Annotated in this window: 16 protein-coding genes; 3 read left to right on the forward strand and 13 right to left on the reverse strand. The window is 59.5% G+C overall.

Annotated elements, in window-relative coordinates; all coding sequences use genetic code 11:
- Positions 1-192: 192 nt before the first annotated feature.
- From ASD95_RS11550 to puuE, 5 genes are all read right to left on the reverse strand, one after another.
- Positions 193-1,497, reverse strand: coding sequence for a urate hydroxylase PuuD (locus ASD95_RS11550; RefSeq protein ID WP_056721803.1), 1,305 nt, complete (start codon positions 1,495-1,497; stop codon positions 193-195).
- A 51-nt stretch (positions 1,498-1,548) separates the two neighbouring features.
- A complete protein-coding gene (locus tag ASD95_RS11555; protein ID WP_007993087.1) occupies positions 1,549-2,052 on the reverse strand; it encodes an ureidoglycolate lyase in 504 nt (167 codons plus the stop codon).
- 140 nt (positions 2,053-2,192) lie between these two features.
- Positions 2,193-3,188 (reverse strand): allantoicase, encoded by a 996-nt coding sequence (gene alc, locus ASD95_RS11560; RefSeq protein WP_056721805.1) that lies wholly within the window; start codon positions 3,186-3,188, stop codon positions 2,193-2,195.
- A 90-nt stretch (positions 3,189-3,278) separates the two neighbouring features.
- Positions 3,279-3,794, reverse strand: coding sequence for a 2-oxo-4-hydroxy-4-carboxy-5-ureidoimidazoline decarboxylase (gene uraD, locus ASD95_RS11565; protein ID WP_056721807.1), 516 nt, complete (start codon positions 3,792-3,794; stop codon positions 3,279-3,281).
- Positions 3,791-4,717, reverse strand: coding sequence for an allantoinase PuuE (gene puuE, locus ASD95_RS11570; RefSeq protein ID WP_056721809.1), 927 nt, complete (start codon positions 4,715-4,717; stop codon positions 3,791-3,793). Before puuE ends, uraD begins: the two co-directional genes overlap by 4 nt.
- A 423-nt stretch (positions 4,718-5,140) precedes the next feature.
- Between puuE and uraH the strand changes: the two genes are divergently transcribed.
- Positions 5,141-5,494, forward strand: coding sequence for a hydroxyisourate hydrolase (gene uraH, locus ASD95_RS11575; protein WP_008017679.1), 354 nt, complete (start codon positions 5,141-5,143; stop codon positions 5,492-5,494).
- 179 nt (positions 5,495-5,673) lie between these two features.
- On the opposite strand, the gene ASD95_RS11580 is transcribed toward uraH, so the two are convergent.
- The 3 genes from ASD95_RS11580 to ASD95_RS11590 form a co-directional block, all read right to left on the reverse strand.
- Positions 5,674-6,300 (reverse strand): LysE family translocator, encoded by a 627-nt coding sequence (locus ASD95_RS11580; RefSeq protein ID WP_056721811.1) that lies wholly within the window; start codon positions 6,298-6,300, stop codon positions 5,674-5,676.
- 72 nt (positions 6,301-6,372) lie between these two features.
- Positions 6,373-7,722 carry an NCS2 family permease gene (locus tag ASD95_RS11585; RefSeq protein ID WP_008048392.1) on the reverse strand — a complete coding sequence of 450 codons (1,350 nt, stop codon included), beginning with the start codon at positions 7,720-7,722 and terminating at the stop codon, positions 6,373-6,375.
- A 345-nt stretch (positions 7,723-8,067) separates the two neighbouring features.
- Entirely contained in the window at positions 8,068-8,514 is a 447-nt protein-coding gene (locus ASD95_RS11590; RefSeq protein ID WP_056721813.1) for a MarR family winged helix-turn-helix transcriptional regulator, read from the reverse strand.
- Between the two features lie 82 nt (positions 8,515-8,596).
- On the opposite strand from ASD95_RS11590, the gene ASD95_RS11595 reads away from it, so the two are divergent.
- On the forward strand, positions 8,597-9,763 hold the full coding sequence (locus tag ASD95_RS11595; protein ID WP_056721815.1) for an aminotransferase-like domain-containing protein: 1,167 nt from the start codon (positions 8,597-8,599) through the stop codon (positions 9,761-9,763).
- 116 nt (positions 9,764-9,879) lie between these two features.
- Here the strand turns inward: ASD95_RS11595 and ASD95_RS11600 are convergent, their stop codons facing one another.
- The 5 genes from ASD95_RS11600 to ASD95_RS11620 form a co-directional block, all read right to left on the reverse strand.
- Positions 9,880-10,251 carry a glutathione S-transferase N-terminal domain-containing protein gene (locus tag ASD95_RS11600; protein ID WP_056721816.1) on the reverse strand — a complete coding sequence of 124 codons (372 nt, stop codon included), beginning with the start codon at positions 10,249-10,251 and terminating at the stop codon, positions 9,880-9,882.
- Positions 10,252-10,355: 104 nt separating this feature from the next.
- Positions 10,356-10,901, reverse strand: coding sequence for a GTP cyclohydrolase I FolE (folE, locus tag ASD95_RS11605; protein ID WP_007988130.1), 546 nt, complete (start codon positions 10,899-10,901; stop codon positions 10,356-10,358).
- A gap of 77 nt (positions 10,902-10,978) precedes the next feature.
- Positions 10,979-11,536: a Smr/MutS family protein gene (locus ASD95_RS11610; protein ID WP_056721819.1), complete on the reverse strand. Its 558-nt coding sequence runs from the start codon at positions 11,534-11,536 to the stop codon at positions 10,979-10,981.
- Positions 11,537-11,614: 78 nt separating this feature from the next.
- Entirely contained in the window at positions 11,615-11,935 is a 321-nt protein-coding gene (locus ASD95_RS11615; RefSeq protein WP_008048404.1) for a hypothetical protein, read from the reverse strand.
- Between the two features lie 131 nt (positions 11,936-12,066).
- A complete protein-coding gene (locus tag ASD95_RS11620; protein ID WP_056721821.1) occupies positions 12,067-12,657 on the reverse strand; it encodes a cysteine hydrolase family protein in 591 nt (196 codons plus the stop codon).
- Positions 12,658-12,895: 238 nt separating this feature from the next.
- Between ASD95_RS11620 and prmB the strand changes: the two genes are divergently transcribed.
- Positions 12,896-13,804, forward strand: a complete 909-nt coding sequence (prmB, locus tag ASD95_RS11625; RefSeq protein ID WP_056721823.1) for a 50S ribosomal protein L3 N(5)-glutamine methyltransferase — start codon at positions 12,896-12,898, stop codon at positions 13,802-13,804.
- Positions 13,805-13,849: the final 45 nt, after the last annotated feature.

Here is a 13,849-nt window from a genome sequence, read left to right on the forward strand (position 1 = left end):
TCTTGTGATTTACAGCTGCAGTGCTACCGGCAGCTGTATTCGAATCAGGTGGATCTGTGGCGAGGGAGCTTGCTCCCGCTGGGGCGCGAAGCGGCCCCGCTCTTTACCTTAAGAGCAGGGGACTGCTGCGCAGTCCAGCGGGAGCAAGTTCCCTCGCCACAAAAGCCCGCTAGACACAGGCTTTTGTGTTGCTTAGTTGGTCTGGGCTCCCTGCACAATCCAGGCACCGATCAGGTCACGTTCCTGCTGGGTCATCTGCGTGATGTTGCCCAGTGGCATAATCTGGCTGGTGACGGCTTGCGCCTGAATCCGCGGTGCGTTCTGGCGGATTTGCTCGGGAGTGTCCAGCATCACACCGGCCGGGGCCGCGCTGAACAACGGGCTGGTCGGTTTGGCCGAATGGCAGACCGCGCAACGCTCCTGAATCACGCTGTGCACCTTGTCGAAACCCGGGCCGGCATTGGATGCCTGAGCCGGAGCGGCGGCTGGCGCTTCTGCAGGTTTGGCTTCAGCAGGTTTCAATCCACCGCCCACTGCGGTTTCCGGCAGCGGCTGGTATTCGATTGCAGCGGGTGCCTTGGCCACTTCAGGGGCACTGGACATCGGCTTCGGACCGGTCACATAAGCCAGGCAGATCATGCCCACCGCTGCCACCGGCAGGGTCCAGGCAAACTTGTGGCTGTCGTGACGGGTGTTGAAGTAGTGACGCACCAACACCGCCAGTACCGCGATCCCGGCCAGGATCAACCAGTTGTACTGGCTGCCGTAGGTGCTCGGGAAGTGGTTGCTGATCATGATGAACAGCACCGGCAAGGTGAAGTAGTTGTTGTGGCGCGAACGCAGCAGGCCTTTGGCCGGCAGCGCCGGATCCGGCGTGCGGTTCTCGGCAATCGCCGCTACCAGTGCGCGTTGCGCCGGCATGATGATGCGGAACACGTTGCCGACCATGATGGTGCCGATGATCGCGCCGACGTGCAGGTACGCACCCCGACCGCTGAACACTTTGCTGAAGCCGTAGGCCGCGGCGATGATCAGGACGAACAGGATTCCACCTAGCAGGGCAGGGCGTTTGCCCAGGGCCGAGTCGCACAGGAAGGAGTAGACGAACCAGCCGATGAACAGCGAGCCGATGCCCAACAGTACGCCTTCAGGACCGCTCAGGGAGCTGCCCGGAGCCAGCAGGTAAAGCGTCGGGTTGGAGTAGAACACCACGCACAGCAGCGCGATACCCGACATCCAGGTGAAGTAGGCTTCCCATTTGAACCAGTGCAGGTTGTCCGGCATGGTCGGTGGAGCCAGCTTGTATTTTTCCAGGTGGTAGATACCGCCACCGTGGATTGCCCACAAGTCGCCAGCCAGACCGCTTTTCGGGTTGACCCGGTTGAGGTTGTTTTCCAGCCATACGAAATAGAACGACGCACCGATCCAGGCCACGCCAGTAATCATGTGAACCCAGCGCACGCTCAGGTTCAGCCATTCCAACAGATGTGCTTCCACAGTCTTTACCTCTCGCCCGTCACTCTGTTGTCGAGTGATCGGACTCTTCTCTTATTGGTGGGGGGCGAGGATCAAACGCTCATCCTCTTTGAAAAAATGCTCATCGCAGTTATTGCCTGTGCCACTGCGATCAACCACCAGGAAGTCATCCCGCTTTTCGATCGTCAGCACCGGGTGGTGCCAAACGCCGCGATGGTAATTAATGCCCTGCCTGCCGTTGGTGACGAAGGCGCGGACCAAGCCTGATACAGGTTCATCGCCAAGTGGCGCGACCACGATCAGAAAGGGGTTGCCGAGCAGCGGTATGAAAGCCTGGCTGCCCAGCGGATGGCGTTCCAGCATGCTCACGGTCAGCGGCATGTCCTGCGCGTCGGCGCGGAAGATGCTGATGATCGCGTTGTCCTCAGGCTTTGCGGTTTCGACCACAGCCAGTTTATGGAAGCGCATGGTCGAACCGTTGTTGATCATGAAGTGATCGCTGCCGTCGGTTTCGATCACGTCACCGAAAGGGGCGAAGGCTTCTTTGGTCAGCGGTTCAATCGTCAGTGTGCGCATGCTGTTCTTCTTTTCTTCAAATGTATGTTCGGTTTACCGCATTACCTGTAGGAGCTGGCGCAGCCTGCGATCTTTTGACTTTGCTTTGTAAGATCAAGATCAAAAGATCGCAGCCTACGGCAGCTCCTACAGGCTCAGCATTACTTCGCGACCTTGCCCAGTACACGCAGGCGGCTCACACCACCATCCGGGAACACGTTCAGGCGGATGTGGGTGATCGGGCCCAGCGCCTTGATCTGCTCGGCGAAGGTGTGCTCGGCGTGCATTTCCAGCTTCTGGCTTGGCAGCAGTTCGCGCCAGAACAGCGACTGGGTTTCGATCTGGCTGTCGGTGCCGCCCTTCACGAACGCGCCCTGGATCGAGCAAGTGTCCGGGTAGTTACCCTTGAAGTGCAGGGTGTCGACGATGATTTTCTCGATCTCGCCCGGGTGGCCCAACGCGACGATGACCCAGTCATTGCCCGGGGTGCGACGACGTGCGGTTTCCCAGCCATCGCCCATGTTGATGCCACGGCCCGGGTTGAGGATGTTGCTCATGCGGCCGAAGTGTTCGTCGGAGCAGGCGAGGGCGCGGCCACCGTTGAGGGCAGCGGCCAGGTCGACTTGCTCGTTGTCGCCGACAGCGGACCAGTCGCGGAACGGAATGCCGTACACGCGCAGACGGGCAACACCGCCGTCCGGGTAGATGTTGAAGCGCAGGTGGCTGAACGCCTGGTCGTTGTTGATTTCGTGGAAGTGGTGGCTGTTGCCTTGCAGCTCGACGGCGGACAGCACTTCAATCCACTGGGTGTTGTCATCTGGCTCGCCCGAAGCCAGGAAGCAGGCTTCCAGGGACGCCGACGGCGGGAAGTTGCCGGTGAAGAATGAAGTGTCGATGTCGACGCCCTTGATCGAACCCGGTACGCCCAGGCGGATCACAGCACTGTCGAAGCCTTCGAAGCGCTTGCGGCGCGATTCCCAGCCGTCCATCCACTTGCCGTTGTCATCGAACACGCCCTCCTTCCATACGGCCGGGGTCGGTTGGAACAGACGGTTGGCGTCTGCGAACCAGTCATCGGTGACCGAGATGATCTTGGTGCCCAGGCGGGCATCGGCCAGGTTGACGAACTTCTCGAAAGGTACGGCGTAAGCTTTCATTCTTCTTGTCTGCCTTTAAATAAGTGGCTTGGGATGCTTGCGAGGCCCTTGGCGGTTTCGGCGTTCTTGAATCCGCTCAGGCCAGGCTTGCTATAGGGTCAGTAATCGGAACAGGGCGATCTTGTTGATCTGCGCCAGCGCGCATTTGAATTCGGTCTCGACCGAGTTGTGGATGCGCGTTTCGAACGCTGCGAGGATCTGATGCCGGTTGCTGCCTTTTACCGCCATGATGAAGGGAAACTTGAACTTGGCTTTGTAGGCGTCGTTCAGCTCGGTGAAGCGAGAAAACTCTTCGGCCGTGCATTGGTGAATACCGGCGCCAGCCTGCTCATTAGTGCTGGCTTCGGTCAATTGTCCCTGGACGGCGGCTTTACCGGCCAGGTCCGGGTGAGCGTTGATCAAAGCCAGCTGGCTTTGGTGATCGGCGCTCAACAGGATGTCGCTCATGCGCTGGTGCAGGGTTTCGATCTCGTCGATCGAAGCGTCCTGGCCCAGGTCGAAGGCCTTCTCGGCCACCCATGGCGAATGTTCGTAGATGTCGGCGAAAGCGGCGACAAAGGCGTCGCGGCTCAGGCTCGAAGGTTTGACGGTTTGAAAGGTGCTCATTTGGCAGCCCCTGTGTACGGGTGGGTTTCTTGCCAGTGACGCGCGATGTCGACGCGACGGCTGAACCACACCTGTTCATGACTTTTAGCGTATTCGATAAAGCGCTTGAGCGAAGCCAGACGCGCCGGACGGCCGATCAGGCGGCAGTGCAGGCCGATCGAGAGCATTTTCGGTGCCTCCGCGCCTTCGGCGTAGAGCACATCGAACGCGTCTTTGAGGTATTCGAAGAAATCGTCGCCCTTGTTGAAGCCCTGGACCTGGGTGAAGCGCATGTCGTTGGTGTCCAGGGTGTACGGGATCACCAGGTGCGGCTTGCCGGTCGGGTTGTTCGGTTCCCAGTAGGGCAGGTCGTCGTCGTAGGTGTCGCAGTCGTAGAGGAAACCGCCTTCTTCCATCACCAGGCGACGGGTGTTCGGGCCGGTGCGGCCGGTGTACCAGCCCAGTGGGCGTTCGCCGGTGATTTCGGTGAGGATGCGGATCGCTTCGAGCATGTGTTCGCGTTCCTGGGTTTCATCCATGTACTGGTAGTCGATCCAGCGATAGCCGTGGCTGCAGATCTCGTGGCCGGCATCGACCATGGCGCGGATCACGTCCGGGTGGCGCTGGGCGGCCATGGCCACGGCGAAGATGGTCAGCGGAATGTCGAACTCCTTGAACAGCTTCAGGATCCGCCACACGCCGGCACGGCTGCCATACTCGTAGAGGGATTCCATGCTCATGTTGCGCGCGCCTTGCAGCGGCTGGGCAGAAACCATTTCCGAGAGGAAGGCTTCGGATTCTTTGTCACCGTGCAGGATGTTGCGCTCGCCGCCTTCTTCGTAATTGAGTACGAACGACAGGGCAATGCGGGCATTGCCCGGCCAGTGGGGGTGAGGAGGGTTACTGCCGTAACCGACCAGGTCGCGTGGGTAGTCAGCGCTCACTGCAGGCTTCCTTCTTATTCGATGATGACGGTTGGTGTGACGCAGCTGAAAACTGGATGGCAGGCTGGCGTCACAGCGATGGGCTGATTGTATACAACTTTATATTCACTTTGTAAGCCTGATTTTTCGCATTTTTCACCGACTGTCATCTTTTACTGCTATTGGCGTGAGCCTGCAAGAAATCTGCCTGACTGGTCAATTATTGATTGAAGGGCTTATAGGTTGTGCGGTTCGACGGAAAATATGCAGATGGCGAGGGTGATGCGAAAAATGTCGTTTTTATTGTGTACAATTTTCTTTAAAAGTGTCTTAATCAGTCGCTCGCCGCAGCTTTTCGTGCTCCGAATCGGTGCGGTCTCCTTTTCAACTGACTTCGGGAGGCGCGAAGTCTGACTGCTCCACGCAGGCAGGCGCGCAGAATCAATGGGACGTTTGACTACACACGTTTTGGACGCAGCACACGGTTGCCCGGGCAGCTCGATCAAGGTCGAGTTGTACCGCGTTGAAGGATCGCAGCTGGAATTGGTCGCCACTGCCGTCACCAACAGCGATGGCCGTGTCGATGCACCGCTGCTGCAAGGCGATGACTACCGCACCGGAGTCTATCAGGTCCAGTTTCATGCGGGCGATTACTACCGCGCCCGTGGCGTCAAGCTGCCGGAGCCTGCATTTCTTGATGTGGTGGTGCTGCGTTTTGGCATCTCCGCCGAGCAGGATCACTACCATGTGCCGTTGTTGATTTCGCCTTACAGCTACTCCACCTACCGCGGCAGCTGATCCCCCAGGCAGCAGCTGCACCCTGGAAGCGACTGCGCATATAGCTTCTTTGGTCTTTCGCCCGCTCACACTGCGGGCTTTTTTTCGTCTGTGAAAAAGTCAAAAGATCGCAGCCTTCGACAGCTCCTACATATCCCGCGTAGGAGCTGCCGAAGGCTGCGATCTTTTGATCTTGCTGTTTAGCGGCTCAGCAGGGACGCTGCACCCGCGCCACTGAACAACCCTGCACTGATCCGGTTAAACCAGCTCTGGCCCTTGCCGCTGCGCAGATACCGCGCCGCACCATGGGCGCCGAGGCCATAGGCCAATTTGCACAGCAGGTCGAGCACGGTCCAGGTCGCGATCATCACCAGAAGTTGTGGCAGGAACGGCTGTTCGGCACTCAGGAACTGCGGCAGGAAAGCGGCGAAGAACAGGATGTCTTTCGGGTTGCTTGCGCCCAGCATGAACGCACGCCCGAACAGTGCGCGAAAGCGTGGCACCGGCGCGGCTTGTGGCACTTCAGCGCCGTGGGAAGGCTGGCGCGATTGCTGCCAGCTCTGCCAGGCGAGGTAGAACAGGTAAAGGGCGCCAAGTATCTTCAGGGCACTGAACAGCTGTTCCGACGCCAGCAACAACGCACCCAGGCCCAGCGCCGATGCACTGAGCAGGCAGATCGAGGCCGATACGCCGCCCAGAAAGGCCGGGTAAGAGCGGCGCAGGCCGTAATTCAGACTGTTGCTGATCATCAGCAACGACAGCGGCCCCGGGATCAGGATCACTATCAGCGCAGCGCCGCTGAACAGCAGCCAGGTTTCCAGACTCATCACTTTCCTCCATTTGCACAAAAGCCCCACCCGACGGGGTGAGGCTGTTTTCAAGCGTGTACCGCGTGTGGCTTACAAGAAGATGAACTTGGCGATGAAGATCGCGCAGAGCACCCACAGGCTCACGGAAATTTCCTTGTACTTGCCGGTACCGGCCTTCAGCGCCACGTAGGTGATGAAGCCCAGTGCGATACCGTCGGCGACCGAGAAGGTCAGCGGCATCATGATTGCGGTGACAATCGCCGGAATGCTGTCGGTGGCTTCGTCCCATTCGATATGGGCCATGCCGCCCATCATCAGCATTGCTACATAAATCAGTGCACCCGCGGTTGCATAGGCAGGAATCATCCCGGCCAGGGGTGCGAAGAACATGGCTGCAATAAATAGCACACCTACGGTCACTGCGGTAAGACCAGTCCGACCACCCGCAGCTACACCAGCGGCACTTTCCACGTAGCTGGTGACCGGCGGAACGCCGACTACCGCGCCGAATACGCTGGAAGCACTATCAGCTTTCATGGCGCGGGAGAGGTTTTCGATGCGGCCGTCAGCACCGACCAGATTGGCGCGCTGGGCAACCCCCATCAAGGTACCGGCGGTGTCGAACATATGTACGAAGAGGAACGCCAGGACCACGCTGATCATGCTGACGTTGAACACGCCGGCGACGTTCATGGCCATGAAGGTGGGTGCGAGGCTCGGTGGAGCCGACATGATGCCCTCGTAGTGCACCAGGCCCAGACCCCAGCCAGCGAGGGTCACGGTGATGATGCTGATGAGGATCGCGCCGAACACCTTGTGATAGCTGAGGATGGAGATCATCAGGAAGCACACGGCGGCGAGCAGCGGGCCAGGTTCGCGCAGGGAGCCGAGCTTGATCAGTGTGGCCGGGCTATCGACGACGATACCCGCGGTTTTCAGGCCGATCAGCCCCAGGAATAGACCCACGCCGGCGCCCATGGCGAAGCGCAGGCTGACCGGGATGCTGTTGAGCAGCCATTCACGGATCCGCGAGAAGGTCAGGATCATGAACAACACACCGGACACAAACACCGCGCCGAGGGCGGTTTCCCAGTTGTAGCCCATGGTGCCGACCACGGTGTAGGTGAAGAAGGCGTTCAACCCCATGCCCGGTGCCAGGCCGACCGGCCAGTTGGCGTACAGGCCCATCAACAGGCAACCCAGGGCCGCGGCGATGCAGGTGGCGACGAACGCCGCACCGTGATCGATCCCGGCGTCGGCCATGATGTTGGGGTTGACGAAAATGATGTAAGCCATGGTGATGAAGGTTGTCAGACCGGCGATCAGCTCGGTCTTCACCGTGGTGCCGTGCAAGCTGAGTTTGAACAGACGTTCCAGCAAGCCATTGCGTAATGGCGGCGAGAGATCCAGCGTCGATGCTTCGGATTTGCGGCTTTCCACAGCGAATACTCCTCAAGAGTTTTATTGTTATTTCCAGGGCCGGACCCATGAGGGTGGCAGCGGCCCTTTGAGGCACTTGCGAATTTGTTGACCTCTTGGTCAGGAACTCGCACGAAGTGGATTATGCTTTTGTATACAAAGAAAGCAAATAATGTTTTTGATTTTGTTTACGAAAAGTTTGGCTTTAGGGATATATCGCCTGTTCCGACGCCTTCGCGAGCAAGCCCGCTCCCACAGGAAGCGGCGGATCTGCGCATATTTTTTGACCGAATCGAAACCTGTGGGAGCGGGCTTGCTCGCGAAGAGGCCGGATCAGTCAGCATCAAAATCAGCAGGCAGAATGATTCAGTCGGTATGCGCCTGGCTTTCCCCCAACGCCAGATTCACCGCCAGCCACCCATTCACCGCCGTCTCCCCGGCCTCGGCAAACACCCGCTCCAGCAATTTCACCTGCTCGCGCCGTAGCGCCTGTTCAAACCGCGCGCCTTCGGCGGTCAACTCCAGCAGACGCTTGCGCTTGTCGGTTTCGGACGCGACGCTTTCCACCAGATGCATCTCCAACAATTGCCGCAACGGCATGTTCAACGCCTGCTTGCTCACGCCGAGCAATGCCAGCAGTTCCTTTACGCTCAGGTTCGGATAGCGGGCGATGAAAAACACGATGCGCTGATGCACCCGGCTCAGGCCGCGACGTTCGAGCATTTCATCGGCCTTGGCGGTGAAGGCCTGGTAGCCGAAGAAAAACGCTTCCATGGCCTGCTGCTGGGAAAGCGGGTTTTTAAGGTCAAGCATATTGACGTATCCGTTCGGGGAGGCGTAATTTCGGTCAACAAGTTTGACTCATTTTTCACATGCCTCGCTACCGGTGATCCCCATGGCTTTTTCCGAACGTGTCTCGCGCCTTAAAAGTTCTTTGATCCGTGAAATCCTCGCCGCGGCCCAACGTCCGCAGATGATGTCGTTTGCCGGCGGCCTGCCGGCCGAAGCCATGTTGCCGAAGGTCGATTGGGCCCGGATGCCGGTTTCCATGGGCCAATACGGCATGAGCGAAGGCGAGCCGGCGCTGCGTGAAGCGCTGGCCGCCGAGGCGCGAGCGTTGGGAGTGCCGTGCGAGGCAAGCCAGGTGCTGGTGGTCAGCGGCTCACAGCAAACCCTCGACCTGGCGGCCAAGCTGTACATCGACAAGGGCACCGAAATCCTGCTCGAGGCGCCGACTTATCTGGCGGCGTTGCAGATTTTCCAGCTGTTCGGCGCCGATTGCCTGACCGTGCCTCTGGAGGCCGACGGGCCGAACCTGACGGAGCTACGCGCTCGGCTGGAGCAACACCGTCCGGCCTTCATTTACCTGATCCCGACCTTCCAGAATCCATCGGCGGTGCGTTACAGCGAAGCCAAGCGCGACGCGGTGGCGGCGTTGCTCGATGAATTCGGCGTGACACTGATTGAAGACGAGCCTTACCGCGAACTGACCTTCGACGGTGGCAGCGCCACCCCGATTGTCAGCCGCTTGAAGAAGGCCAGCTGGATCTATACCGGGACCGTATCGAAAACCCTGTTGCCGGGTTTGCGCGTCGGCTACCTGATCGCCAGCCCGGACTTGTTTCCCCATTTGTTGAAACTCAAGCAGTCGGCGGATTTGCACACCAATCGGGTCGGCCAGTGGCAGGCGTTGCAATGGATTGGCACCGAGAAATACCAGCAACACCGTAGTGGGTTGCGCGACTTTTATCGGGGGCGTCGGGATGCATTTCAGGCTGCGCTGGAAACGCACTTCTCGGATCTGGCGGACTGGAACGTGCCGCAGGGCGGGCTGTTTTTCTGGTTGAAACTCAAGCAGCCGCACGACACCCGCACCTTGCTCAATGCCGCGCTGGCCAACGACGTGGCGTTCATGCCGGGCGAACCGTTCTTCCCCGAGCCGGATAATCATCCGGGGTATCTGCGGTTGAACTTCAGCCACATTGATCCGGCGCGGCTGGATGAAGGGCTCGAGCGGTTGGCGGCGGTGGTGCGTGCTGCCCAGGCCGCAAAAGCAGCGTGAAAACAAATAAACCGGCGCGAGGGCCGGTTTATTTTTGTCCGGGATTTGCGGTGCCTGTGCGGGCTTGCTCCGGGCGGCGTTCCGACGAAGGCGTCAGTCAGATCACCACAAAAACATCAGGCCGCCGCGAAACGCTTGTCCAGATAATCAATGATCACCTTGGACTCATACATCCAGGTGGTCTGGCCATTATCTTCAATGCGCAGGCACGGCACCTTGATCTTGCCGCCTTGCTCGAGCAGGGTCTGGCGATCCTGTTCGTTGTTCTTCGCATCACGCAGTGCCACCGGCACATTCAGGCGGCGCAAGGTGCGGCGGGTCTTCACGCAGAACGGGCAGGCGTGGAATTGATACAGCGTCAGGCCCTTGGCAGCCGAGTTGACCTGTGCCTGAACTTCCGCCGGACGCTGCTTCTTGCCTGGGCGGGTGATGAAGTCGATGAAGATGATCAGTTGGCCAAGGCCGACACGAAGCGCTTTTACGAACACGTTGAAAGCCTCACGGTGCGAATGAAGAAGGGCGCGCAGCTTACCTGATTTTTTGCAGGCGAAAAAAAACCGGCGATGAATGCCGGTTTTCTTCGTGCCGCGAATTACTTGATGAGGCTGAGGAATTCGCTGCGAGTGGCGGCGTTTTCACGGAACTCTCCGAGCATCACCGAGGTGATCATCGTCGAATTCTGCTTTTCCACACCGCGCATCATCATGCACATGTGCTTGGCCTCGATCACCACCGCGACGCCCAAGGCACCGGTGACCTGCTGGACCGCGTCGGCGATCTGGCGGCTGAGGTTTTCCTGGATCTGCAGGCGACGGGCGTACATGTCGACGATCCGCGCCACTTTCGACAGGCCCAGGACCTTGCCGCTCGGGATGTAGGCGACGTGAGCCTTGCCGATGAACGGCAGCAGGTGGTGTTCGCACAACGAGTACAACTCGATGTCCTTGACCAGCACCATTTCACTGTTGTCGGAGCTGAACAGGGCACCGTTGGTGACCTCTTCCAGTGTCTGTTCATAGCCGCGGCAGAGGTACTGCATGGCTTTGGCGGCACGTTTTGGCGTGTCGAGCAGGCCTTCGCGGGAAACGTCCTCGCCGAGCTGGCCGAGGATCGCCGTGTAATTCTGTTCCAGGGACATGAAACTACCTGTGGGATTTTACGCAAAGGGCAAGGGTACGGTGACGGGCACGACGCTGCAAGCGTGACGCGTCAGCTTTACTCGTCGCGACCTTCCATCATGGTACGTTTGAGCATCACATAAACCGCGCCGGCACCACCGTGTTTGGCCTGGCACGAGGTGAAGCCGAGCACCTGTGGATGCTGGCGCAGCCAGGTGTTGACGTGGCTTTTGATCATCGGCCGCTTGCCGTCCAGTCGCACGGCTTTGCCATGGGTGACGCGCACGCAGCGGATTTCGAATCTGGTGGCTTCGGCCAGGAACGCCCAGAGGGTTTCCCGGGCCTTTTCCACGCTCATGCCGTGCAGGTCGAGGCTGCCTTCGAACGGAATCTGCCCGACCTTGAGCTTGCGCATCTGGCTTTCCTGCACGCCATCGCGGGCCCACATCAGCTCATCTTCAGGGCCGACGTCGATGACGAACTGATCGGACAGCCCGTCGACGGTGGTGGATTCGGTGCGTACGGTCGCCGCTTGACGCAGCTTGGCAATCTGCGCGCGGTCAGCCTTGGGTTTGCCGGTTTCGGCGCGATCGTGCTTGATCGGCTTGACGCCTTGGATCGCGCTTTTGAACAGGGAAAAATCGTCGTCTTGCATGTCAGCCTCCGCGAAGGGCGGCCAGTTTACCCAACTCGAAGCGAATCGGGCGCGACAAAAACGCGCGCGACGCCAGGCTCAGTCGTGTTTTTTCATCAGGTGCGGGGACATGGCCAGTTCCCGCGACTGCCGCGAGCGACGACGGCAACGGCGCCATAACCAGACACCGAGGTACAGCACGAACAGGCCGATCGCCAGGATCACGGCGGCACCGGTGCGGCTGGTGTTCAATTCACCCAGGGCGGGTGCGTGGCCGAGCAGGCTGGCGGCACCGGCCATGGCGAGCAATACGCCACACATCGCCAGCAACGCTGCGAACGTCGCGCCGATTCGAAATCGCCAGTTGCTTTGGCCTTTGGGCCGCAAGCGGCGAGCGTCAAAACCATCGGATAACTTCATTCCGACCTTCCTCAATGGGTATCGGCCCTTCGACCGGGAGTTGACCGGGATGTTCCTGAGGCTAAGACAATTACGGCAAATGGGAGGCTTTTGCGGATGAGCGGCGTTCCATGCCGCTCATTGAGCGTCGATCAGATCAGTTCACGGGTCAGCGCGAGGGTGGCGAAGTTGTCGCCCATGATCGCCATTTCCGTCTGATGAACGTGTGCGGCACTGAGCACGCCGCCCTTGTAAGGCAGGTCGCGGGTGGCGCAGGCGTCTTCCACCAGGGTGCAGCGAAAGCCCAGGTTCTTGGCGGCACGCACCGTGGTGCTGACGCTGGAGTGGCTCATGAAGCCGCAGACGATCAGGTCAAGGGCGCCGAGGTCTTCCAGGCGTTGTGCCAGTTCGGTGCCGTGAAACGCGCTTGGCAGCAATTTGCCGATGACGGTTTCATCGCTCTGTGGCTCCAGGCCCGGAATGAACTCACCACCTACGCCCTGGGGGTTGAACAACCCGCCGAGCGTACCGAGGTGGCGGACATGCACGATCGGCCGGCCGGCGGCGCGGGCAGCGGCAAGCAATTGCTTGATGTTCGCGACAGCTTCATCCATGCCGCTCAGGGCCAGGGGACCGCTGAGGTATTCTTTCTGGGCATCGATGATGACCAGCGTGGCATGGCTCAGATTGGCCGCTGCATAACCGCGGCCACTGAGTTGAAACATCGTTTTTGGAACAGACATTCTGGGGCTCCTTGGAGTGGGGCTTTTGCGCCATTGTCCTCTGGCTGAGCGGTTCTGTGAATGGCTACGATCACAGGTGCCGTCGTTGCTGGCCTGTAGCCTTGTCAATAGTCGCGTTTTGTTCAATAGCCTGGCGAAAAAATGGATAACTCCTACATTTGAATCGGTGGTTTCCCGCGTCGTCGTGACGTCGTTTGACTGGTAGAATCCCCCGTCGATTTTTCTGGAGTTTGCCGTCGTGATCACTTCCCGCCTTCGCACCCTGCGTGACCATATCCGTTGGGCCGTCAGCCGCTTCCATGGGGAGGATCTGTTTTTCGGCCACGGTACCGACAATGCCTGGGACGAAGCCCGGCAATTGGTGTTGGGCGCGCTGCACCTGCCGTGGGAAATCGCCGATAGCTACCTCGACTGCAATCTGGAAGAAGACGAAGTGGTTCACCTGCAGCTTTTGCTCAAGCGCCGCATCGAAGATCGGGTGCCGACCGCTTACCTGCTGGGTGAGGCCTGGTTCTGCGGCATGTCGTTCATCGTCGATGAGCGCGTGCTGATCCCGCGTTCACCCATTGGCGAGCTGATTGAAAATCGTTTTACCCCGTGGCTGGCCAACGAGCCGGCGCGAATTCTCGACCTGTGCACCGGCTCCGGCTGCATCGGCATCGCTTGCGCCTACGAGTTCCAGCATGCCGAAGTGGTGCTGGCCGACCTGTCGTTCGAAGCGCTGGAAGTGGCCAACCAGAACATCGAGCGCCATGGCGTCGATGAGCGTGTGTACACGGTGCAGGGCGACGGCTTCGAAGGCTTGCCGGGTCAGCGTTTCGACCTGATCGTGTCGAACCCGCCCTACGTCGACGCAGAAGATTTCGCCGACATGCCGGACGAATACCAGCACGAACCGGAGCTGGGCCTGGCCTGCGGTGATGACGGTTTGAACCTGGTGCGACGCATGCTCGCCGAGGCGGCGGATCATCTGACCGAGAAGGGCTTGCTGATTGTCGAAGTGGGCAACAGCCAGGTGCACGTCGAGGCGCTGTACCCGGAAGTGGACTTCGCCTGGCTGGAGTTCGAGCGTGGCGGCCATGGTGTGTTCATGCTCAGCGCGCAGCAGTGCCGGGAGCATCAGGCGTTGTTCGTTTCCCGCATTTAAAAAGCAAAAGATCGCAGCCTGCGGCAGCTCCTACATGGAATGCGT

The organism is Pseudomonas sp. Root71 (assembly GCF_001429045.1).
Classification (GTDB): Bacteria; Pseudomonadota; Gammaproteobacteria; order Pseudomonadales; family Pseudomonadaceae; genus Aquipseudomonas; species Aquipseudomonas monachiensis.